Annotated in this window: 21 protein-coding genes and 1 pseudogene; 9 read left to right on the top strand and 13 right to left on the bottom strand. The window is 64.1% G+C overall.

From position 1 onward, the window contains the following. Positions 1-59: 59 nt before the first annotated feature. Positions 60-485: a GNAT family N-acetyltransferase gene (locus LB556_RS14890; RefSeq protein WP_224568237.1), complete on the bottom strand. Its 426-nt coding sequence runs from the start codon at positions 483-485 to the stop codon at positions 60-62. Between the two features lie 152 nt (positions 486-637). Between LB556_RS14890 and leuD the strand changes: the two genes are divergently transcribed. The 5 genes from leuD (at position 638) to leuB (ending at position 4438) form a co-directional block, all read left to right on the top strand. After that, positions 638-1243 carry a 3-isopropylmalate dehydratase small subunit gene (gene leuD, locus LB556_RS14895; RefSeq protein WP_224568239.1) on the top strand — a complete coding sequence of 202 codons (606 nt, stop codon included), beginning with the start codon at positions 638-640 and terminating at the stop codon, positions 1241-1243. A gap of 55 nt (positions 1244-1298) precedes the next feature. Then, on the top strand, positions 1299-2225 hold the full coding sequence (locus LB556_RS14900) for a hypothetical protein (protein WP_224568241.1): 927 nt from the start codon (positions 1299-1301) through the stop codon (positions 2223-2225). Positions 2226-2441: 216 nt separating this feature from the next. After that, the gene (locus LB556_RS14905) at positions 2442-2825 is read left to right on the top strand and encodes a RidA family protein (RefSeq protein WP_224568243.1); all 384 of its coding nucleotides are present in this window, start codon (positions 2442-2444) and stop codon (positions 2823-2825) included. A gap of 14 nt (positions 2826-2839) precedes the next feature. Next, on the top strand, positions 2840-3190 hold the full coding sequence (locus LB556_RS14910; protein WP_224568245.1) for a VOC family protein: 351 nt from the start codon (positions 2840-2842) through the stop codon (positions 3188-3190). Positions 3191-3334: 144 nt separating this feature from the next. Then, the gene (gene leuB / locus LB556_RS14915) at positions 3335-4438 is read left to right on the top strand and encodes a 3-isopropylmalate dehydrogenase (RefSeq protein ID WP_224568247.1); all 1104 of its coding nucleotides are present in this window, start codon (positions 3335-3337) and stop codon (positions 4436-4438) included. A gap of 118 nt (positions 4439-4556) precedes the next feature. On the opposite strand, the gene LB556_RS14920 is transcribed toward leuB, so the two are convergent. The 3 genes from LB556_RS14920 to LB556_RS14930 all read right to left on the bottom strand — a co-directional run bounded on the left by LB556_RS14920 (position 4557) and on the right by LB556_RS14930 (position 6358). After that, positions 4557-5015 (bottom strand): MarR family winged helix-turn-helix transcriptional regulator, encoded by a 459-nt coding sequence (locus tag LB556_RS14920; protein WP_411908594.1) that lies wholly within the window; start codon positions 5013-5015, stop codon positions 4557-4559. Next, positions 5008-5436 (bottom strand): polyketide cyclase, encoded by a 429-nt coding sequence (locus LB556_RS14925; protein ID WP_224568250.1) that lies wholly within the window; start codon positions 5434-5436, stop codon positions 5008-5010. The genes LB556_RS14920 and LB556_RS14925 overlap by 8 nt, the downstream gene beginning before the upstream one ends. Positions 5437-5617: 181 nt before the next feature. Continuing rightward, positions 5618-6358: a DUF805 domain-containing protein gene (locus LB556_RS14930; protein WP_224568252.1), complete on the bottom strand. Its 741-nt coding sequence runs from the start codon at positions 6356-6358 to the stop codon at positions 5618-5620. A 139-nt stretch (positions 6359-6497) separates the two neighbouring features. Here LB556_RS14930 and LB556_RS14935 point away from each other — a divergent pair, with 139 nt between their 5' ends. Continuing rightward, positions 6498-7934: a glycosyltransferase gene (locus tag LB556_RS14935; protein WP_224568254.1), complete on the top strand. Its 1437-nt coding sequence runs from the start codon at positions 6498-6500 to the stop codon at positions 7932-7934. Between the two features lie 48 nt (positions 7935-7982). Here the strand turns inward: LB556_RS14935 and LB556_RS14940 are convergent, their stop codons facing one another. Further along, positions 7983-9851 carry a DEAD/DEAH box helicase gene (locus tag LB556_RS14940; protein ID WP_224568255.1) on the bottom strand — a complete coding sequence of 623 codons (1869 nt, stop codon included), beginning with the start codon at positions 9849-9851 and terminating at the stop codon, positions 7983-7985. A gap of 591 nt (positions 9852-10442) precedes the next feature. Between LB556_RS14940 and LB556_RS14945 the strand changes: the two genes are divergently transcribed. Then, on the top strand, positions 10443-11477 hold the full coding sequence (locus tag LB556_RS14945; protein ID WP_224568256.1) for an aspartate-semialdehyde dehydrogenase: 1035 nt from the start codon (positions 10443-10445) through the stop codon (positions 11475-11477). Positions 11478-11696: 219 nt separating this feature from the next. Here LB556_RS14945 and LB556_RS14950 read toward each other — a convergent pair. Then, positions 11697-12103: pseudogene (locus tag LB556_RS14950) on the bottom strand (ACT domain-containing protein). 365 nt (positions 12104-12468) lie between these two features. Here LB556_RS14950 and LB556_RS14955 point away from each other — a divergent pair. Then, a complete protein-coding gene (locus LB556_RS14955; RefSeq protein ID WP_224568258.1) occupies positions 12469-12732 on the top strand; it encodes a YMGG-like glycine zipper-containing protein in 264 nt (87 codons plus the stop codon). Between the two features lie 174 nt (positions 12733-12906). On the opposite strand, the gene rpsP is transcribed toward LB556_RS14955, so the two are convergent. From rpsP to LB556_RS14985, 6 genes are all read right to left on the bottom strand, one after another. After that, positions 12907-13305, bottom strand: coding sequence for a 30S ribosomal protein S16 (gene rpsP / locus LB556_RS14960; RefSeq protein WP_224568260.1), 399 nt, complete (start codon positions 13303-13305; stop codon positions 12907-12909). Between the two features lie 64 nt (positions 13306-13369). Beyond that, positions 13370-13711 carry a chorismate mutase gene (locus tag LB556_RS14965; RefSeq protein ID WP_224568262.1) on the bottom strand — a complete coding sequence of 114 codons (342 nt, stop codon included), beginning with the start codon at positions 13709-13711 and terminating at the stop codon, positions 13370-13372. Between the two features lie 7 nt (positions 13712-13718). Next, the gene (gene ffh / locus LB556_RS14970; protein WP_224568264.1) at positions 13719-15314 is read right to left on the bottom strand and encodes a signal recognition particle protein; all 1596 of its coding nucleotides are present in this window, start codon (positions 15312-15314) and stop codon (positions 13719-13721) included. Positions 15315-16441: 1127 nt separating this feature from the next. Further along, on the bottom strand, positions 16442-17395 hold the full coding sequence (locus LB556_RS14975) for a CPBP family intramembrane glutamic endopeptidase (RefSeq protein ID WP_224568274.1): 954 nt from the start codon (positions 17393-17395) through the stop codon (positions 16442-16444). Between the two features lie 177 nt (positions 17396-17572). After that, the gene (locus LB556_RS14980) at positions 17573-18178 is read right to left on the bottom strand and encodes a DUF1236 domain-containing protein (protein ID WP_224568276.1); all 606 of its coding nucleotides are present in this window, start codon (positions 18176-18178) and stop codon (positions 17573-17575) included. A gap of 62 nt (positions 18179-18240) precedes the next feature. Beyond that, entirely contained in the window at positions 18241-19338 is a 1098-nt protein-coding gene (locus tag LB556_RS14985; RefSeq protein WP_224568278.1) for a putative zinc-binding metallopeptidase, read from the bottom strand. 246 nt (positions 19339-19584) lie between these two features. Between LB556_RS14985 and LB556_RS14990 the strand changes: the two genes are divergently transcribed. Continuing rightward, the gene (locus LB556_RS14990; protein ID WP_224568280.1) at positions 19585-20382 is read left to right on the top strand and encodes a lytic transglycosylase domain-containing protein; all 798 of its coding nucleotides are present in this window, start codon (positions 19585-19587) and stop codon (positions 20380-20382) included. Between the two features lie 303 nt (positions 20383-20685). Here the strand turns inward: LB556_RS14990 and LB556_RS14995 are convergent, their stop codons facing one another. Next, positions 20686-21909: an argininosuccinate synthase gene (locus LB556_RS14995; protein WP_224568281.1), complete on the bottom strand. Its 1224-nt coding sequence runs from the start codon at positions 21907-21909 to the stop codon at positions 20686-20688. Positions 21910-22101: the final 192 nt, after the last annotated feature.

Consider the following 22101-nt stretch of genomic DNA (forward strand, 5'->3'; position numbering starts at 1 on the left):
GCATGTCAAGACGCAAGTTCGCACCCATCGACGACTGGGCAGCGTAACGGGAGAAGAAATCAGCGCGTGCGTGAGAACCAGAAGGCGTCGGGCATGCGCTTCATGCCGATGCGCTCGTAGAAGCCGACCGCGTCGGGCACGGAAACCAGGCTGATGGCGACGGAGGGGCCGAGCTGCTGCCGCGCCTCGTCCATCAGGCCCTTGCCGACGCCAAGCCCTTGCGCCCTGGCCGAGACGGCGAGATCGGAGATGTAGCAGACCCAGGAAAAATCCGTCATCGCCCTGACGACGCCAATCAGCGGCTTGCCTTCGATGTCGAGGCGGGCGGTCACCACCAGATCGGCTCCCGACAGCATCGCCCGCAACCGGGCGGCGTCATCGACGGGACGGATCTCGCCGAGGCCGGAGTCCACCAGCACGCGGCGGAAGTCGTCAACGTCGAGCCCGGGTTCGCGTGCGTAAAGGACGTGTGCGTTTTCCGACATGCCGCCAGACTGCACCATCGGGTAGCGAATTCGAAGCCGTTTCGTCGGCACCTTGGGCGGGCGCGCGCCAACAGTCACCTTTTATTTGCCCGCAGCTTTGTGTAAACCGGGCTCAGCAAAAATCCCCCGCAACGAAAACACGGGCCAAAGCCATGGAAAAATTCACCAAGCTCACCGGCGTCGCCGCTCCCATGCCGATCGTCAATGTCGACACCGACATGATCATCCCGAAGGATTATCTCAAGACGATCAAGCGCACCGGGCTCGGCACCGGCCTGTTCGCCGAGATGCGCTACAAGGACGACGGTTCGGAAAATCCGGACTTCGTGCTCAACAAGCCGGCTTACCGCAAGGCGCAGATCCTGGTCGCCGGCGACAATTTCGGCTGCGGCTCGAGCCGCGAGCATGCGCCGTGGGCGCTGCTCGACTTCGGCATACGCTGCGTCATCTCGACCTCGTTCGCCGACATCTTCTACAACAACTGCTTCAAGAACGGCGTGCTGCCGATCACCGTCAGCCCCGAGGACCTGGAGAAGCTGATGGACGACGCTTCGCGCGGCTCCAACGCGACTTTGTCGGTCGATCTCGAGGCCAAGGAAATCCGTGGTCCCGATGGCGGCGTGGTCAAATTCGACCTCGACGACTTCAAGCGGCACTGCCTGCTCAACGGGCTCGACGACATCGGCCTGACCATGGAGAAGGCCGGCGCCATCGCCTCGTTCGAGAAGCGCAACGCCGAACAGCGCCCCTGGGCCTGAGCGGCCGATAGGCCCGGCCCTTCCGGGCCGGGTGGCGACTGACGGAGGGACGGTGATGAGACAGCAGCTTCTTGCCGGGGTTTGCGGGCTGGCCTTGTTGGCGGCGCCCGCCGCGTTTGCGCAGGCGCAGACCCAGACGCCCGCCGCGCAACAGGCGGCCCCTTCGGCGGAGAAGCCGGCCGCTGATGCGGATACCGCAAACGCCGCCGATGACGACAGCCAGGCGCCCGTGCCGTTCGAGGGCGGCCAGCTGACCATCACCCAGAAGGAACAGTACGGCGAAAAGGTGCTAGCCTATAACGGCAAGGAGCTGGCGAGCAACTATGATGTGTTCTTCGACAAGATCGTCGAGGTCGGCGGCATCAAGGTGGCCTTGTTCGATGTCGGCGACGGCGGCAACCAATGCGGCCCGGCGACAGTGATCGTCTGGAAGCCGGAAGGCGGCGGGATCCAGAGCACCAAGGTCGAGCAGGACGAGTGCGGCTCGCCGCCATCGGCGGTGTCCGACAACGCCATCTATTTCGTGCCCTATTTGCTGCCGGGGGAAGGGAAGCCGGCTTTGCAATGGTCGCCGACCGACGGGCTGACCATTTCGGGCAATCTCACCTACATGCCGGAACCCGGCACCGACTGGAAGGACATCGATCCGGAAAAGTACCAGAACATCATCGACGCCTTCCACAACGAGGCCGTCTACAAGGAAGCCGAAAAGCTGCTGGGCAAGGACATGACCGACATGGCGACCAGCCTGCTGGTCGGCGGCGGTACGGAAAAGACCGCTTCGGGCGCCTTCTACGCCAGCGGCTGCGTGCCGCATGATTGCGGCGGCAATGACGGCTTCATGGCGGTCGACCCGGCCCAGCACAAGCTCTACTTCGCCCGCCGCGGCGACAATGGCCAGCCGAACGCATGGCCGGCGGCGGCGACATGGCCGGCCGACGTCAGGGAAGCGCTGGACAAGGCGCTGGGGACAGCGAATTAGCTTTTTTCGCGCACGCGACGATCACCACGCCGTCGTCATCCTGGGGTCTTCGCCGCGTCGCTTCGCTCCTTGCTTCGCCCAGGATGACGACGGAGAGATTCCGGCTAGTCGCCAAGGTCAGCACCCTCCCAGTTTCACGACAGCAATCGCCTATCTGTGGCCCATGGCTGGGCTATGTCATCCCTGCTAAACGCACGGACGAATGCGAGGATACTCATGCGCAAGCTCATCTCCACCGGCTCGCCTTTCGAAAAGACCGCCGGCTATTCGCGCGCGGTGGTGCAGGGCGACTGGTGCTTCGTGTCCGGGACGACCGGCTACGACTATGCGACAATGACGATGCCGGAAACGGTCGAGGCGCAGACGCGCAACTGCCTGGCGACGATCGGCAAGGCACTCAAGGACGGCGGCTTCGACATGGCCGATGTGGTGCGCGCGCATTACTACATCACCGACCAGGCCTTCGTGGACGTGGTCTTCCCGATTCTCGGCGAAACGTTCGGCGACATCAGGCCGGCGGCGACGATGATCGTGTGCCAGCTCAACAAGCCGGAAATGAAGATCGAGATCGAGGTTACGGCGCTGCGGCGCACGACCTGAGGGGGATCAAGGCCATGAGGGTCCGGCGCATCGTAGCCAACATCGAAACACGAGACGCGGCGGCGGCGAGACGCTTCTACCATGACGTGCTCGGTCTCGACCTGCTCATGGATCACGGCTGGATCACCACCTACGGTTCCGGGGAAACCATGCAGGTGCAGGTCAGCGTCATGGCGCAAGGCGGGTCCGGTACGCCTGTGCCGGATCTGTCCATCGAGGTCGACGATGTCGATGCGGCGCTCGAAGCCATGAAGGCCGCCGGTTTTACCATCGAATACGGGCCGGCCGACGAACCCTGGGGCGTGCGGCGCTTCTATGTGCGCGATCCCCTTGGCCGGCTGGTCAACATTCTCGCGCATCGGTGACCGTCGTCAGCGGGGCGCAGTCGCGACGGCTGAATGTGCTGGCGTGAAGGATCGCGGCGATAGGTTCTTCGCCGTCCCCTTGCGCTGCAACCGCTTGGCGTTTAGCAAGGCCGCGGTTCAAATCTTTCTGGGACGGTTTTCTCCATGGCAACGAAGCATCTTTTCCTGCTCCCCGGCGACGGCATCGGCCCCGAGGCCATGGCCGAGGTCAAGAAGCTGATCGCGGCCATGAACGCAAAGCTCGGCGGCGGTTTCGTCACCGACGAGGGCCTGGTCGGCGGCTGCGCCTACGATGCGCATGGCGCGGCGATTTCCGATGCCGACATGGAAAAGGCGATGGCCGCAGACGCGGTGCTGTTTGGCGCCGTCGGCGGGCCGAAATGGGATGCGGTGCCTTACGAGGTGCGCCCCGAGGCCGGCCTGCTGCGGCTGCGCAAGGATATGGAGCTGTTCGCCAATCTGCGCCCGGCGATCTGCTATCCGGCGCTGGCCGCGTCCTCTTCGCTCAAGCAGGAAGTCGTCGAGGGCCTCGACATCCTGATCGTGCGCGAGCTGACCGGCGGCGTCTATTTCGGCGAGCCCAAGCAGATCATCGATCTCGGCAACGGCCAGAAGCGCGGCATCGACACGCAGGTCTACGACACGTTCGAGATCGAGCGCATTTCGGGCGTCGCCTTCGAATTGGCGCGGACCCGCAAGAACCACGTCACCTCGATGGAAAAGCGCAACGTCATGAAGTCGGGCGTGCTGTGGAACGAGGTCGTCACCCAGACCCACAAGGCGCGCTATGCCGACGTCAAGCTCGACCACATGCTGGCCGACGCCGGCGGCATGCAGCTGGTGCGCTGGCCAAAGCAGTTCGACGTCATCGTCACCGACAATCTGTTCGGCGACATGCTGTCCGACATCGCCGCCATGCTGACCGGCTCGATCGGCATGTTGCCGTCGGCCTCGCTCGGCGCGCCCGACGTGAAGACCAAGAAGCGCAAGGCGCTCTACGAGCCGGTGCACGGTTCGGCGCCCGACATTGCCGGCCAGGGCATCGCCAACCCGATCGCCATGATCGCCTCCTTCGCCATGTGCCTGCGCTATTCCTTCGGCATGGTCGAGGAAGCCGATCGTCTCGAGGGCGCGATCGCCGCCGTGCTCGATGCCGGTCTGCGGACGAAGGACATCATGTCCGAAGGCATGACCGAGGTCGGCACGGTCGAGATGGGCGACGCCATCATCACTAAGTTCCTGGCTTAGAGCAGTTCACCGTTTCACAGAAACGGCAATCTGGTCTAACTCCTTGTTTTGACGAAATTCCGGACGGAAAACCGTTCACACCTTTCCTGGAATTGCCCTAGCCGAAGGCAACTCGGCCTCAGCGGACCTCGCCGGCCAGTCGCTGCAGCAGGCCGACGAGCCGAGCCTCGTCCACCGGTTCGAAAAAGGCCGCGTCGGCGGTCTCGACGGCGACGATCGCTTGCTGTGCGGCGGCCGCTCCGGCGGCGGTGACGCGGATCACCTTGGCGCGGGAATCCCTGGGGTCAGCCTCGCGCGCTATCAATCCCTTGGCCTCGAGCCTGGCAACCACATCCGACGTCATCTTCACTTCGGCCCCCGCCTGGGCGGCGAGTTGCACCTGGTTGGGCGGCTCGCCATCGCGGCCGAGCCACATGGCCGAGGCCAGCAGCACGAACTGGACATGCGTCAGGTCGAGCGGCGCCAGTGTCGCCGTCATGACGCGCTGCCAGCGCATGGTGGTTCGCCAGAGCAGCAAGCCGGGGCTCTCCGAAGGTCCGCCCTTGAAGCGTGTGCCCAAATTCTCCCCGTCAGCCACGGCTCGCCAACCCCTTTGCCTCTTCGAACAGCCTGGCCATTGAGGCGTCGAAATCGCCGCTGATCTGCGGCCCGAGCTCCGGTCCGACCTCGGCGGCCGACGGGCCCGAGATTTCGAGCCTATGGGTCACCTGCGTGCCGCCTTCGACCGGCACCAGCGTATGCCGGAACAGCAGCGTCGAATCGCCGAACGAGGTTTGGTCGGCATAGGTGACGTTTTCCACGAGATCGACGATGGTGGATTCGAAAGTGTCCTGGCCCACCGGGGTCACCGAGACACGGGTGCCCTTGGCGAATGGCCCGTGCAGCACGAAGGTATCCGACCCTTCATAGGTCAGGCGTCCTTCATGCAATGCCTTGAGCGCATTCCAGATAGCGCGAGCCGGTAGCGGCGAAATCGCGGTGTACTCATTGCTCCACATAATCTGGCCTCCATCCCCGACCGATAATCGCTCTGCGCACAGATTATCTGTGCGCAGACTATAATGCAAGCGGAATCTTAACTCCGACTCTGAACGGCGGATCAGCCGCCCCGGCCCCCATTCCTGTAGCGATATGCTTAGTGCTACAATAGGTTGTTTGCGATTGCATATGCACGCGAAGCTAGATTCTGATCCCCGCCGGCACTGGCCCCCATTGGTTTTCGCGTCCCTGCGTCGGGATCAGCGCGAAGACAAGGATGATCAGGCCCCCGATGCTCGGGATGAGGATCAGCAGGTAGAGCCAGCCAGACAGGCCGATATCGTGCAGCCGGCGCACGGTCATGCCGAGGCCGGGCAGGAATGTCGCCAGCAGGTACAGGCTGAGCAGTCCGATCGTCACGGCCGGCACTGCGGCATCGTCGAAGTGACCCATCTCGACATCGGTCAGAACACCAATGCCCGCCACCACCAGCAGGGCGATGAACCAGAACAGGCAATAGCCCCAATATTCCTTGCGGCGAGCACGCCCGGTGAAGTTGAGATAGTTTTCCGTCACGGCACGTTGGAAATAGCTCCACAAGCCGGTGGCGTCGGAAGACCTGGCATCTGTAGGCCGACCAAAATGCTGCCGCGGCGCGATTGGGACCGCGGCGGATGCGGAAGCGATGGCCGGCGCGATGGCGGCTGTCATTGTGCCGGCCGGGGTTGCCGCCCGGGCAGCAACGGCACCGGCAGCATGGGCGGCGATCGAAAAAACGTCGCGCGCCTGACCGCCGCCCGGCCGGAATTCGACCGCCATCCCCTTGAGTATGGCGGTCTCCCTGCGAAGGCTCTCCCGGGTGAAGGTATAGCGGTTGCCATCGGCTCCGGCGATGAATCCGAAGCCCTGGTCCTCGTCATAATGAAGCACTTCGCCCTGCATCGCCGCCCCCTGTCGCCACGTCCCCCCAAAGGTGTGGCACAGGGCCGAGCCAGCGGGCAAGACCGTGCGACATGGCTACCATGTGCGCGGCAAATCAAGCATAAGGCCTTGGGTGCAGCCGACTTCGCCAAGGCAGACAATGACGGTCGACCATTCCTATGCCAGCGGTATACCCGGGAACGGGGACGCCGCAGCGCCTTCGAACCCGGCCGCCCCTGTCCTGGCCATCGACGCCACCGGGCTGATGTTCTGGCCACCCGGCAAGGGCCTCGCTGGCATACCGCGCGTGGAGAGCTTTCTCGTCAATGCGGCGCTGGCGGATCCGGATCCTTGCGTGGAGGCGGTGGTTTTCAGGCCGAACGAGGGCAAGTTTCAGCCGCTTGCCCCTTATGAACTGGAGCATGTCGCGGCGGGCCGGATTTCACCGCAGCGCGTCAAACGGTGGCCGGGAACGCACACCGCCCTGTCGCAGGCTTTCGCGGCGGTGAGGCAACGGCCATGGGACAAACGCGAGACGGACCGTCATCTTGCCAGGACGGTGACCAACGGCCGCAAAGGGGCAACCTACCACGCGGCGCGGCTGCTGATCCGCGCCTATCGCCTGTACCAGCGGGCACGAAACCGGTTCGGCGCGGAGCCCGACGCGCCGGGCAACAGCACCGAGGCGGAGCCGGGCCTGGTGCTGATCAGCCATCACATCCTGACCCAGGAGGATCGATCCGCGTTTTCAAGCGCCGCCGGCAAGCTCGCCTTCCTCTGCCATGACCTCATCCCGACATTGCGCCCGGACCTGCTCGGTTCGGGCATCGGCGAGACCCGGTTCGGCTCTTATCTCGAACAGCTGGTGCGCACCGGCGCGCCGGCGTTCTGCGCCTCCGACGAGGTTGGCGCGACACTGACCGATCACATGCGCGAGGCCGGCATCGCCGCGCCGGTGGTGTACCGGTTTCCGATGCCCTCCATCCTGCACGAGACCGCTTCGCGCATGGGCGCGACCTCGCGCATCGAGAGCGGCGAACCGTTCGTGATCTATTGCTCGACCATCGAGGTGCGCAAGAACCATATCCTGCTCGCGAAGATCTGGCAGCAGGCGCTGGAAGAAGGCGTAAAACTGCCGAGGCTTGTCTGCGCCGGGCGCTGGGGCTGGATGATCGAGCCGCTGCGCGCCTATCTGAAGGATCATCCCGAGCTGCTGCGGTCGGTCACGTTCACCGGGCCGGTCAGCGACGAGGAGCTCATCCGGTATTACCGCAGCGCCTCCTTCGGCGTCTTTCCCTCGCATATAGAGGGCTGGGGCTACGGCGCCTCGGAATGCCTCGATTTCGGCGTTCCGGTCATCGTTTCGACCGCGCCGTCGCTGATCGAGGCGAGCGGCGGTTTGATGCCGGCGATCGACCCCAACGACCAGGCCGGCTGGTACGCCGCCATCCGCAAGATGGCGGAAGACCACGCCTGGCGATCCTCGCTGGCGGAGCGCATCGCAAGACAGCATCGGCCGACGCCGGCATCGGCAAGCTGGGCCGCCATCAAGGCCGGTTTGAAGGAGAGCGCCTCCGTGGCGAGCACGAAGGCGTAGCAAGGGCCTGGCCTCCCCCAGCTTCGCGGGGGTCGAGGAGACCCTGTCCTACGAAGGGCGCTTCTTCGGCTTCTTGTGCTTTGGCGGACCGGCATTGTCGAATTTCGGCTTGCCCGGCTTTTTCGCCCACGGCTTTGCCTCATGCGCGGCTGCCGGGCGCTGGTCGGCCGAAGCCGGTGCACGCTTCTCGAATTTGCGCTTCGGTGCGTTCGGGTCGAACGGCGCCTTGCCGCGATGCGGCTTCTTGTCCGGGCTCGGCGGCTGATAGCCGGCGCGCGACAGGTCCGGCGTGCCTTCCAGCCGCTTGACCACGATGTTGCCCTGCAACTTGCGGTCCGGCCCGATCGCGGCGAGAAAACGCTCCGCCCAGTCGGCGGCGATCTGCACGAACGTCTCTTCCGGCTGCATCTTGATGGCGCCGATCTCGCGCTTGGAGATGCTGCCGGCGCGGCACAGCATGGGGATCAGCCAGCGCGGCTCGGCGTTCTGCCTGCGCCCGACCGATAGCGAGAACCAGACGCTGGCGCCGAAATCGTCGCGCCGGCTGGGCGCCTCGTCGTGATGCGCGAACTTTTCGCCCGCCGGTCTTTCCCGCGAAGGTGTGAAAGGCGCGACGTCCATGAGGTCCTCGGGCGCCGAGCGGCTGGACCGGCATTGCCGTACGAAGGCCGCCGCCACCTGTTCGGCGCCGTGCCTGGCCAGAAGCGCATCGATGAATGCGCGCTCGTCATCCTTCACCGGTTCGTCGAAAGCCGGGTCTGCAAGAATGCGCTCGTCGTCGCGCCGCATCACGTCGTCGGCCGAGGGCGGGCTCGCCCATGTCGCCGTCAGCTTGGCGCTTTGCAGCAGCCGCTCGGTGCGCCTGCGGGCGCTGTTCGGCACGATCAGCGCGCTGACGCCCTTGCGCCCGGCACGCCCGGTGCGGCCGCTGCGGTGCAGCAGCGTTTCGGGATTGGTCGGCAGGTCGGCGTGGATCACCAGCTCGAGGTTGGGCAGGTCGATGCCGCGCGCCGCGACGTCGGTGGCGATGCAGACTTTGGCGCGGCCGTCGCGCATCGCCTGCAAGGCATGGCTGCGCTCGTTCTGGCTGAGCTCGCCCGACAGCGCGACGACAGAGAAATTGCGGTTGTTGAAGCGCGCGGTGAGATGGTTGACGGCGGCGCGCGTGTTGCAGAACACCAGAGCGTTCTTGGCTTCATAAAAGCGCAGAACGTTGATGATGGCGTTCTCGCGGTCGGCCTGGGCGACATTGAGCGCCCGATACTCGATGTCGAGATGCTGCTTTTCCTCGCCGGCGGCCGAGATGCGCACGGCGTCGCGCTGGTAGCCTTGGGCGAGCGTGGCGATGGAGCGCGGCACAGTGGCCGAGAACATCAGCGTGCGGCGCTCGGCCGGCGCGGCGTCGAGGATGAATTCGAGATCCTCGCGAAAGCCGAGGTCCAGCATCTCGTCGGCCTCGTCGAGCACCACTGCCTTCAACGCCGACATGTCGAGCGAGTTGCGGGTGATATGGTCGCGCAGCCGGCCTGGTGTGCCGACGACGATATGGGCGCCGCGCTCCAGCGCGCGCCGCTCGGTGCGCATGTCCATGCCGCCGACGCAAGACGCCACGGTGGCGCCGGTCAGCTCGTAGAGCCATTCGAGCTCGCGCGTCACCTGCAGCGCCAGCTCGCGCGTCGGCGCCACCGCCAATGCCAGCGGGGCCGCTGCCGGGCCGAAACGTTCCGCCCCGTCGAGCAGCGTCGGTGCCATGGCGAGGCCGAAGGCCACCGTCTTGCCCGAACCGGTCTGCGCCGACACCAATGCGTCGGCCTGGCCGAGCTCCAGCACCGCCTTCTGCACCGGGGTCAGTTCGGAATAACCGCGTTTTTCCAGCGCTTGTGCCAGCGCAGGGACGATACCTTCGAAGTTGGACATCTCGTTCTTTCGGAATTCAGGGTTCCGCGCTCATCATGGAGCGCATACCGGGGCTGGCGCAGCGCCAGCCATACAATCTTGGCTGTTCGTACTTCCTGCAGCCCTTCTTGTACAGGGCAGGAGACACCGGTTCCACCTTCTCCCCTTGTGGGAGAAGGTGGATTGGCGCGCAGCGCCAAGACGGTTGAGGGGTGCTGGAAGGATCGCCGTCGGTGCCAAGCTGGAGCACCCCTCATCCGACCTCGCTTCGCGAGCCCACCTTCTCCCACAAGGGGAGAAGGGAAAACCGCGCCGTGCCGCCGATTGACTCCTGCGGCAAACCGCGTAAAAGCCCGCTTCGAACGGGATCAATTTCGATGCGCGGCCTTTTGATGGCTCCTCTTGCATTCGACCTCCCTGGCCACAATCATCTGGCCGGGCGTATCGACGCGTCGCCTCGTTCCAGCAAAACTACGGCCAAGAAAACCACCACCAAAACGGTGTGATTCCCTTGGCCTAACCACCCTCTCCCGGGTCCGGCCCGGGGGACGGGACCCGCATCTGGCCGGCGGGTTTTCTCCAAAACCAAGCGGAGAGGGACAGGAGATTTCTATGAGTTTCAAGGTTGCAGTCGTTGGCGCCACGGGCAATGTGGGCCGGGAAATGCTCAACATACTGGAAGAGCGCGGCTTTCCGGTGAGCGAAGTGGTGGCGCTGGCCTCGCGGCGCAGCATGGGCACGGAAGTGTCGTTCGGCGACCGCACGCTGAAGGTCAGGCCGCTCGACCAGTATGATTTCTCCGACACCGACATCTGCATCATGTCGGCCGGCGGCAATGTCTCCAAGGAATGGTCGCCGAAGATCGGCAAGCAGGGCTGCGTCGTCATCGATAATTCGTCGGCCTTCCGCTACGACCAGGACGTGCCGCTGATCGTGCCGGAGGTGAACCCCGACGCGATCGCGCTGTTCACGCGCAAGAACATCATCGCCAACCCGAACTGCTCGACGGCGCAGCTCGTCGTGGCGCTGAAGCCGCTGCATGATGCGGCCACCATCAAGCGCGTCGTCGTCGCCACCTACCAGTCGGTGTCCGGCGCCGGCAAGGAAGGCATGGACGAGCTCTTTACCCAGACCCGCGCGGTGTTCGTCGCCGACCAGGTCGACGTCAAGAAGTTCACCAAGCGCATCGCCTTCAACGTCATCCCGCACATCGACGTCTTCCTCGACGACGGCTTCACCAAGGAAGAATGGAAGATGGTCGCCGAGACCAAGAAGATGCTCGATCCCAAGATCAAGCTGACGGCGACCTGCGTGCGCGTGCCGGTGTTCATCGGCCATTCGGAAGCGGTCAACATCGAGTTCGAGAAGCCGATCACCGCCGATGAGGCACGCGACCTCCTGCGCGAGGCGCCGGGCTGCCAGGTCTTGGACAAGCGCGAGGACGGCGGCTATATCACGCCGCTGGAATCGGCCGGCGAGGACGCTACCTTCATCTCGCGCATCCGCGAGGACTCGACCGTCGACAACGGCCTGTCGATGTGGATCGTCTCCGACAATCTGCGCAAGGGCGCGGCACTGAACGCCGTGCAGATCGCAGAACTGCTGGTCGAGCGTGGGCTCATCCAGCCGAAGAAGAAGGCGGCTTAATCCCGCTCACGGGCCGTATCGCCGCTGCCGCGGCGGGCCGTCCGCGAGGGCGCCGGACGACCGGCGGCCCGCGGTCGCGGGCTCGGCCTTCGGTCGTCAGCTCCCTTCTCCCCGTTCACGAGAGAAGGTGCCGGCAGGCGGATGAGGGGCAGCGTTGGCCATGCCAATTTGGCGCTGCCGACCCATGCGATTGGCTGTCAAAGTCGCTCAGCGCCGATTTCAACTCGCGCTATCAATACTCAGTTCGCGCAACACCTCCATCGCCTCCCCTGCCCTGTCGGCCGGCACGAACAGATGGTCGTGATAAAAGGCCGAAACCGGATTGACGCCCATGCCGGCGGCGGCGAGGCGCGCGGTGATGGCGGCGAGGAAGCCGACGGCTTCCAGCGACGAGTGTATGTTCAGCGTGATCATCCGGCAACGGAACGTCCCCGCGAGGCCGGCGGCCTCCGCCTGATCTTCCGTCACGATCAAAGTCAGGCCCTCCCGCTCGCGAACCGCATGACGGGCTCAAGCCCGGCCGGCACCGGTACGTCAGGTGCCAGCGTAGCGAAGACATGCACATCTGGAAGCAATTGCGGCGTCATCGATGCCAGAAGCCTTCGCAGGTCTGTCTCGCCGGTCATTCTTGTCTCCGACTTGCGATGTCGTCTCAGGGCAAACAGCGTCGATTTCAGTTTAACGCCTTCGGGTGGGACCACAACGGTCGCCTGGGCGATGCGCGGCGCCCGGCCGTTCGTCGCCAACCGATGGGCCTTTTCATGAATTTAGACAGGCTGATCGGCAAGGATTTCGAGGCTGGCCTCGACAATCTGCAAGCGTCTCGTAGAACGCTAAATCACCAACAGCCTCAATGCTATAGAAGGAACCGAGCGCTGCCGGCGCCGGCGCTCGAAACGCCAATCTTCATTGTCTTCGGGATCAAATTAGCCGTCTGTGAGTTTAAGCCATGGCGGCGAGGACGGCGACCCGCATGTGAGAGGAACGACAAATGAAGAAAATCTTGACCATTCTGGTGCTGACGACGGCGCTCGGCGCGTGTTCGCAGACGGAAAAAGGGGCTGCCGTGGGCGGCCTTGGCGGTGCCGCGATCGGCGCGGCGGTGGCTGGTGACCCGGTACAGGGCGCGGTTGTCGGCGGTGCGGTCGGTGCCGTGGCCGGCGCGCTGATCGGCCGGGCCAGCGAACCGGGCCAGTGCCGCTATCGCGACCGCTACGGCCGTACCTATATTGCAAGATGCCCAAGCGGTTATTGATCGGCTAGAGCGGTTCAGTGTGTGGTAGAATCCCTGAACCGCTCTAACTCTTTGCTTTCACGCAATTCCAGACGGAAAACCGCTACGCACTTTTCCTGGAATTGCTATAGGACTGCAACAACAAAACGGCGGGCACAGGCCCGCCGTTCGGTTTCCACCAGGAATGGGAAGCGATTACTCGGCGGTCGCTGCTTCCTCGGCCGGTGCGGCGGAAGCGGCTGCGACGGCGGCAGCGGCGTCATCCTGCGCCTTCTTCAGCAGGGCGGCGCGTTCCTGCGCCTTCTTGCCGGGCTCGGCCTTCTTCGGGTTGGAGCGGGCTTCGCGCTTGGCAAGGCCGGCCTCGTCGAGGAAGCGAAGCACGCGGTCGGTCGGCTGGGCGCCGTGCGACAGCCAATGCTTGACGCGGTCGGCGTCGACCTTGATGCGCTCGCCGTCCTTCGGCAGCAACGGGTTCCACGAGCCGAGCGCCTCGATGAACCGGCCGTCGCGCGGTGAACGGGCGTCGGCGACGACGACGTGGTAGTAAGGACGCTTCTTCGAGCCCGCACGGGCCAGTCTGATCTTCAGTGCCATTTCTTTTCTCCTAAATGCTCTGATTTCGTTGATGAGATTGTGGCTGGTTGTCAGCCGGTTTTCGTCACGCCGTTGGCAGCGAGTTTTTTGTCCCGCCGCTGCTCGAAGCGGCGATCTGTTCGTGGTGCCGGATCACTTCGCGGACGACGAAGTTGAGGAATTTCTCCGCGAAATCCGGATCGAGATGCGCGTCCTTGGCCAACTGGCGAAGACGGGCGATCTGCTGCTGCTCGCGCGCATGATCGGCCGGCGGCAAGCCATGTTTTGCCTTGAGCACGCCAACCGCCTTGGTGCAGCGGAAGCGTTCGGCCAGCATGTGGATGAGGGCCGCGTCGATGTTGTCGATCGAAGCGCGGTAGCCGGCCAGTATGGTGCGGGCGTCGGCCATGTCCTTTTCTTCGTTCATAGCGTGCTCACTTTTTCTTGCCGAGACCGGGCAGGCCGCCACCGCCGCCAAGGCCAGGCAGCTTCATGCCGCCGGGCAGGCCCGGCAACCCGCCGCCCGGAAGACCGCCGGGCAAGCCCTTCATGCCGCCGAGGCCGGCCGCCTGCGCCTGCTTCTGCAAGGCTTCCAGCTGCTTGGGGTCCATCTTCGACAGATCGGGCATGCCGCCCATTCCACCGGGCATCATGCCGCCGCCCAAACCGCCAAGTCCCATCTTGGAGGCAAGACCGCCCATCATGCCGCGCATGAGGCCGCCGCCCTTGCCCTTGCCGCCCATCGCCTTCATCATGTCGGCCATGCCGCGATGCATCTTCAGCAGCTTGTTGATCTCGGCGGCATCGGTGCCGGAGCCGGCGGCGATGCGCTTCTTGCGCGAGTGCTTGAGCAAGTCCGGGTTGGCGCGCTCGGCCTTGGTCATCGAGGAGATGATGGCGAGCTGGCGGCCGAACATCTTGTCGTCGAGGCCGGCGGCGGCCATCTGGTCCTTCATCTTGCCCATGCCGGGCATCATGCCCATGATGCCGCCCATGCCGCCCATCTTCGACATCTGCTGAAGCTGCTGGGCAAGGTCGTTCAGGTCGAACTTGCCCGACTGCATCTTCTTGGCCATCGCCGCCGCCTGCTCGGCATCGATGTTCTCGGCGGCTTTTTCGACCAGCGAGACGATGTCGCCCATGCCCAGGATGCGGTCGGCGATGCGCTTGGGGTGGAATTCCTCCAGCCCGTCCATCTTCTCGCCGGTGCCGATCAGCTTGATCGGCTTGCCGGTGACGGCGCGCATCGAAAGGGCGGCGCCGCCACGGCCGTCGCCGTCCATCCGGGTCAGCACAAGGCCGGTGATGCCGACGCGCTCGTCGAAGCTCTTGGCCAGGTTGACGGCGTCCTGACCGGTCAGGGAGTCGGCGACCAGCAGGATTTCGTGCGGGCCCGACACCTTCTTGATGTCGGCCATCTCGACCATCAGCGGCTCGTCGATATGGGTGCGGCCGGCGGTGTCGAGGATGACGACGTCATGGCCGCCGAGCTTGGCCGCCTGCACCGCGCGCTTGGCGATATCGACCGGGTTCTGGCCCGATATCACAGGCAGCGTCGCGACCTTGACCTGCTCGCCGAGCTGGCGCAGCTGCTCCTGCGCGGCAGGACGCCGCGTGTCGAGCGAGGCCATCAGGACCTTCTTGTTCTGACGCTCGGTCAGCCGCTTGGCGATCTTGGCCGAAGTCGTCGTCTTGCCGGAGCCCTGCAGGCCGACCATCATGACGACGACGGGAGCCGGCGCATTGAGATCGATGGCGACGCCTTCGGCGCCGAGCATGTCGACCAGCTCGTCATGGACGATCTTGACGACCATCTGTCCCGGCTTGATCGACTTCAGCACCGCGGCGCCGACCGCCTTCTCGCGCACCTTGTCGGTGAAGGACCGCACCACTTCCAGCGCCACGTCGGCCTCGAGCAGCGCACGGCGTACCTCGCGCAGCGCCGCCGAGACATCAGCCTCCGACAGCGCGCCGCGGCCGGTCAGGCCGTTCAGGATGGAGCCAAGGCGCTCTTGTAGGGACTCAAACATTGATCGACCCACCGCGCGAGAGCGCCTTGGATTCATAGTGATCCCTGTCGGGCCGATGGCCCTCCACGCCTCTTGTGCGCTCCTGTAGCGATTCAAACATTCTTTGTCCTTTCCCTGACACCCGGATGGTGCCCGAGAGGTAATGCGTTCGCGCCCAGTGTCCAAGCAAAAGCCAGTCCAAGCAAAAGCCCAAAACCAAAAAGCACCCGGGGGCGCTCAGCGCTGCCGGGTGTGGCCTCCAGGATCTGTTTACAGCACTTGGCCCCAAAGAGGCTTCGGCGTCCTGGTCGGCTTGCTCGGAGGGATACTCGTCGCGGAATTCGGGGCGTGTAGACAGGAAATCGGCGCGAGAGTCAAGGCAAGACCCGCGCGGGTAGTGGGTCAGTTTGAAATTTGCAGCGGGATGTTCATTCCGATTGGATTGAACCTGTGCCCATCGGCGCGAAGAAGCACGTCCACCTATATCTCTGATACGCTTCGAACTTCATATGGGGGATGATCGTTCGATAGAACGTCATTAGGCGCTCACAGAGATGGTACCGATCATCGGGCGCTTCCTGGACGCGCTCCCGAGGGATAAACCACTCTGCTTCTTCTGTGTCATTCATGTAGGCAGGACGAGGAAGCCTGACGTAATAGCCGTCTCTAGTCTCCCTTACGTCGCTGGAATCGATTGGCCGGCAATCTTTGTTGCCGCAGCAGTTATAATGACGAACGGGATCAGTTTTGCCGGTATACCAATCATGGGCGCCTGCATCGCCGGGCAGCACAAGCCACGCCAATGCAATGTGTCCTAGCAACTGTCTCATGGAACCAGCCCCTCACCATTTTTCCTATAGCATATTAGTGAGTGCTAACCATAGCGCTGAAAGTCTCTGGCTGCTGCTACCCCGCAATTCGCTTTTTGTAATGGCCGCGCACCATTGGCTTCTCCGCTTCCTTCGCCTCAATGAGCGCAACGATGTCGCCGATTTCCCAAAGCCTGTCAGGCACGCCAGCAGCCATCGGAACGACCTCGCATCCTAACGGCTTGCTGTGTCATGAATCCAATATGGCATCGCAAGGTGTCAAAGGCCGGATTTCAAACTGACCCACTACCCCCCCGCGGCGCCGTTTCCGGGCCGCGATCAGATCGTATCGGCGCCGTTCGGAACCTCGGCCGAGACCCTGAGCGGCGAGCGCGGATGCAGCAACAACACAATCGTCAGCAGGGTGCTGACGATGCCGATCATGGCGATAAGAACCGCGTCCGTCGTCGTCCAGCCCGGACCTTCGAGCGGCGTGGCGGTGAACAGGGCGAAGGAATTGTAGCTCTCCTGATGCGAGATCAGCAGGAAGCCGGTCAAATTGTTGCCGAGATGGGCGCCAAGCGCCGCGCCGAGATTGCCGGTGGCATAGACCAGGAGCGTCAGAAGCAGCGCGAAAGCAGCGATCGAGACCAGCACGCAAGCGTTGATTGCGGCCGACGAACCGCCGCTCCAGTGCAGCGAGGTGAACAGCAGGCCGGGCAGCAGCGCCCAGATGAAAGGACTCCGGAACCGGTTGGCCAGGCCGCGCAGCAGGTAGCCACGGAACAGCATCTCTTCGGACGACGTCTGCAACAGGGTGAGCGCAACGATCGGGATCAGGAAGAGCAGCCAGGACGACAGGCTGATCGAGCCGCGCGCGATCCCCGGCTCCAGCCAATAGAGCAGGACCTCGGACAAGGCCGAGGTGATCAGCACCGCGATCAGCCCCTTGAGGAAGTCCGATCTCGATACACGGCGGTCCGCGCCGAGAAGGGCCGATAGTGGCTCACCATGCACCCAGCGCATGGCGATCCACAGGCCGATCCAGATGCCGGCAAAAGAGGCGAGCGCGCTGAGGACGCCGATGGGCGAGGCAAGGAAACCCTGCATGGCATAGGGCGAAACCGCGGCCTGCCAGGCGAAGTAGACATAGGCGCCGCCGAACAGCACGGCGGCGGTGGTGGCGCCCCAGAGCAGGACGACGATAGCCGTTCCCAACAACAGACGGAGCAAATTGGTCCCGGCATTCGGCGTGTTGCGGTAGCGCTCGAAGGCGGTGTCGTCGATTTTCACGCTTGTCCCCGATCCCGAGTCCATCGCTCCCTTATCTAGCCGATGGCCCCGGAAATCGGAATCGATATCGCCCAAGGATATCGACAAGGATACGCGGCTCCAGGCGCTGGCCAACCCGCCGCGATCGCCTATCCAGGGTGTCGCCAGCGGCCGCGACGGCGACCGCCGGCCATGGTGTTAGCGCACCACGTACATGATGCGCCGCGTCTGCGGATCGATCAGCGCCCGTTGCCCGTTCACATAGACATAGCGGTAGTTGTAATCAGGAATTTCGCGCAGTTCGACCGTGTCGGGCAGGGTTGCGCCGGTCACCACCTCGCCATCGAGATAGACGGGGTCGAGGCGATGCGTATCGATATAGGTCCGAACTTCGGCGGGAGGCGCGGGAAAGTCACCCACGACCGGATCGCCGGAGACGATCGCGCCGGTGTAGTCGGTCGAATAGTTACCGATGTCGTCTGGCGGCGACACGACGGCAACGCTGGAGCCGTGCGGACGCTGCGTCAGCACCACCCGGGTGCCGCTGAAATCGGCGGTGACGTAGTCGGAATAAACCCAGCCCTGGCCGCCGGCTTCGGCGATCGTGCACCATTTGCTGTTTTCGATGCAGCCATTGAGCGTCGCCGACTGGCCCGCGGCGAGCACGCCGATCACCGGGTACTGCGGGCCTGGGCCGGCGCGCACGTTGAGATCGGTGACGGCTGAGACCGCGGTATCGGCAAGCGCGGCGCCCGACATCAGGGTCAGCATCCCGGCGGCGGCGGTGAACAATAGGGGTTTCATGGCTTCTCTCCGTTTCACAGTCCCTCGGCGGTGAAAACGGGGCAGCGGCGCATGCGTTCCGGCTAAAACGCGCGAGCCAACTCACGATTTGTTCCCGCGTCTTTCGGCAAACCAGTCAGAAGGTCGTGAACGAAGGCCAGTTTTTGCGCCGTCACGTCCGAGATGACGAAGGGGTAGAGGTCGGGCAGGCCCATGCAGCGGTTGATCGAATTGGAGGCTTCCGACAGCACCAGCCAGCGGGCAAGGATCCTGTCGAAGGGTTCGGGCGTGTTTGCAGGCGCCGAAGGCGCTGCCTGCAGCCCGCCGCCGGTGTCGCCCTGTGGCAGTTCGTTCGCCTCCACCGTCTCCAGCCGGCCGAGCGGAAAGTTCAGCGCGTGCACCATCTCCAGCGTGTCGGTGATGTGCAGGTGGTGGGCCCAGGTCTCGGCCCAGTCCTCCCATGGGTGCGAGGTGGCGTAGGCAGAGATGTGGTCTTGCTGCCAGTTGGGCGGGGCGCCGTCGGCGTAGTAAGCCTTCAGCGCCTGTTCGTAGTCGGCACGCTCGTCGCCGAACAAAGCCCGGAAAGCTTCCAGCCGTCGCGGATCGTCGCGGATCAGGCGGTCCCAGTAATAATGGCCGAGCTCGTGGCGGAAATGGCCGAGCAGCGTACGGTAGTTCTCACCCATCTCGACGCGACGTTTTTCACGCTCGGCCGAATCGGCTTCGGCGACATTGAGGGTGATCAGGCCATTGTCGTGACCGGTGAGAATCCGTTCGCCGCCGGGGCCGCTGCCGATCGGATCGGCGAGGAAGTCGAAGGCCAGCCCGATCTCGTCCGTCGGGTGCTGCTTGGGCGCCACCGGCAGGCCGAAGGCGAGCAGCGAATAGATGGCGCGCTTCTTCGCCGCCTCGACGCGGATCCAGCGGCCACGGTTGCCGTCGACGGAGAGATCGGGGATCAGCTGGTTCAGCACGCAGGCCCGGCAAAAGACCTGCCCCGGTTCGGCCATCCAGTTGCAGGCGCATTCGTCGGCGTTGGTGCACTGGATCGCGCCTTCGGCGCCGGACAGGACAAAGCGCGCGCCCTCGGGATCATAGAGCACGAGACTGCCGCAGTTCAGGCATTGGGCGTTCTCGAAATAGAGACGGTGGCCGCAATGCGGGCAGTCGAAGAGTTTCATATCGGTCTCAATTCATCAGGAGGACACGGGATGATCCGGCCAAACGCGAACCACAGGCCGGTGTTCCTCGTTGCGCAAGACTATTTCGCCTCGCCGGCCCGGCCTCTTCCATGTCGCCATAATAATCACTTGATCGTAGGCAAATTCCCCGGCATTCGCCAGCATCGCGCCACGGACGGTGACAAATGCGTGTTTCGCTGGCAAATTCGCAATCGGGACGTGAATCAAGGCAATCAGGAGAACAACATGGCATTGCTTGCCAAGGGTAGGATTTTAGCGGCCGCGGTGGTGGCGGTGCTAGGGCTGGCGACGGGTGCGCAGGCGGCGGCCAGCTGCGGCAAGACCGGCGCCGGCTTCGACGCCTGGAAGCAGGATTTCGCCGCCGAGGCCAAGTCCGAAGGTGTCGGGTCGAGGGGCCTGGCCGCTCTCGCCGGCGCGACCTACGCAACAAGGACGATCGCCGCCGACCGTGCCATCCACAAGGCCTTCAGCGGCTCGGTGGACGATTTCATGAAGCGCCGTGGCGGGGCCGTGATCATTTCCAGGGGCCGTGCGCTGAAGAAGTCGAACGCGGCGCTGTTCAACCAGATCGAAGCCAACTACGGCGTGTCGCCGGGCGTGCTGCTCGCCATCTGGGGCATGGAGACAGGCTTCGGCGCCTCCATGGGCAACCAGAATACGGTCTCCGCCATTTTGACGCTTGCCTATGATTGCCGCCGCCCCGACTACTTCCACCCGCACGCCATCGCGGCCCTGAAGCTGGTCGACCGCGGGGCGTTGAGCTCCTCGTCGGTTGGCGCCATGCATGGCGAGATCGGCCACACCCAGTTCCTGCCTGGAAATGTCTTGAAGTATGCGGTCGGCAGCGGAAACCTGCGCGACAAGGCCACCGCGTTGGCCTCCACCGCCAACTTCCTCAAGGGCCATGGCTGGCGGGCTGGTGCCAGCGCGCAGTCGAATATGGAGGCGATCGCCGGCTGGAATTCCGCGAGCGTCTACCAGCAGGCCATCGCCCGCATCGCCACCGCGATCGACGCCGACTGATCGAAATTCCGTCTGGAATTGTGTCCAAACGATATCATCGATGGCAAGCCCGGCCAGGGCTCTCTTCGAGCGTTTGCGCTGCCCCTCATCCGCCTGCCGGCGATCGTTGCTCGAAAAGCCAAGCAGTTGGCTTTTCGTCCGCTGCGCGGACCACGCCTCACCTCCCCGTATGGTGACGGGGAGAAGGGATTTGCGGCGATGTTGGCGCTCGTTCTGCAGCGCTGTCGATTGACGAAAGCTTTGATTTTAGCGTTTTTCTCCCCGTCCAGCAGCGCCAGGTATCGGCCGAGATGGCGCGTCCGGCTATTTACTGCGGTTGCGCGCGGCCAATGTGCGCAGCCTCAGCGCATTGAGGCGGATGAAGCCGGCGGCGTCCTTCTGGTCGTAGGCGCCACGGTCGTCCTCGAAGGTGACCAGGGCGTCGGAATAGAGCGTCTTCCCAGACTTGCGGCCGGTGACCATGACATTGCCCTTGTAGAGCTTCAGCCGCACCGTGCCTTCGACGTCTTCCTGGCTCTTGTCGATCATCGCCTGCAGCATCAGGCGCTCGGGCGAGAACCAGAAGCCGTTGTAGATGAGCTCCGCGTAGCGCGGCATGAACTCGTCCTTGAGGTGCGCGGCGCCGCGGTCGAGCGTGATCGATTCGATGGCGCGATGGGCGACGATCAGGATGGCGCCGCCGGGCGTTTCATACACGCCCCGCGATTTCATGCCGACGAAGCGGTTCTCGACCAGGTCGAGCCGGCCGATGCCATTGTCGCGGCCGAGATCGTTGAGCGCGGCCAGCATGGTGGCCGGCGACAGCTGCTTGCCGTTGAGCGCGACCGGATCGCCCTTCAGGAACTCGATCTCGATCTCGGTCACGGCATCCGGCGCGTCCATCGGCGACACCGTGCGCTGGTGGACGAATTCCGGCGGCTCGCTCCACGGATCCTCGAGCACCTTGCCCTCGGAGGAGGAGTGCAGCAGGTTGGCGTCGACCGAGAACGGCGCATCGCCCCTCTTGTCCTTCGGCACCGGGATCTGGTGCTGTTCGGCGAAGTTCATCAGGTCGGTGCGCGACTTGAACGACCAGTCGCGCCACGGCGCGATGACCTTGATGTCGGGGTTGAGCGCGTAAGCCGAAAGCTCGAAACGCACCTGGTCGTTGCCCTTGCCGGTGGCGCCATGCGCAATGGCGTCGGCGCCGGTTTCGCGGGCGATCTCAACCAGGTGCTTGGAGATCAGCGGCCGCGCGATGGAGGTGCCAAGCAGATAGGTGCCTTCATAGACGGTGTTGGCGCGAAACATCGGGAAGACGAAGTCGGACACGAATTCCTCGCGCACGTCGACGACGCGGATATCCTTGATGCCCATCATCTCGGCCTTGCGGCGCGCCGGCTCCAGCTCGCCGCCCTGGCCGAGATCGGCGGTGAAGGTGACGACCTCGGCGCCGAGCTCGGTCTGCAGCCATTTCAGGATGATGGATGTGTCGAGGCCGCCGGAATAGGCGAGCACGACTTTCTTGACGTCTTTGAGCTTGGACATTTGGCGGTTCCGCGACAGGAGTTCTCGGCGCGCGAGGTATCACGCCGCTTCAAGGCTGCGCAAGAGATGAACACGAGGCAGGTGGGTGACACCACGATCGGCCGGGCTGGATCAGCACTCTTGCCGTCGGGTCGCTGGCAAGAAAGGGCGGCATCCTCTATAGGCTGATCTCCCCAAGCCAAAGGGCCCCCG

This window comes from Mesorhizobium sp. ES1-4 (assembly GCF_020164745.1).
Classification (GTDB): Bacteria; Pseudomonadota; Alphaproteobacteria; order Rhizobiales; family Rhizobiaceae; genus Mesorhizobium.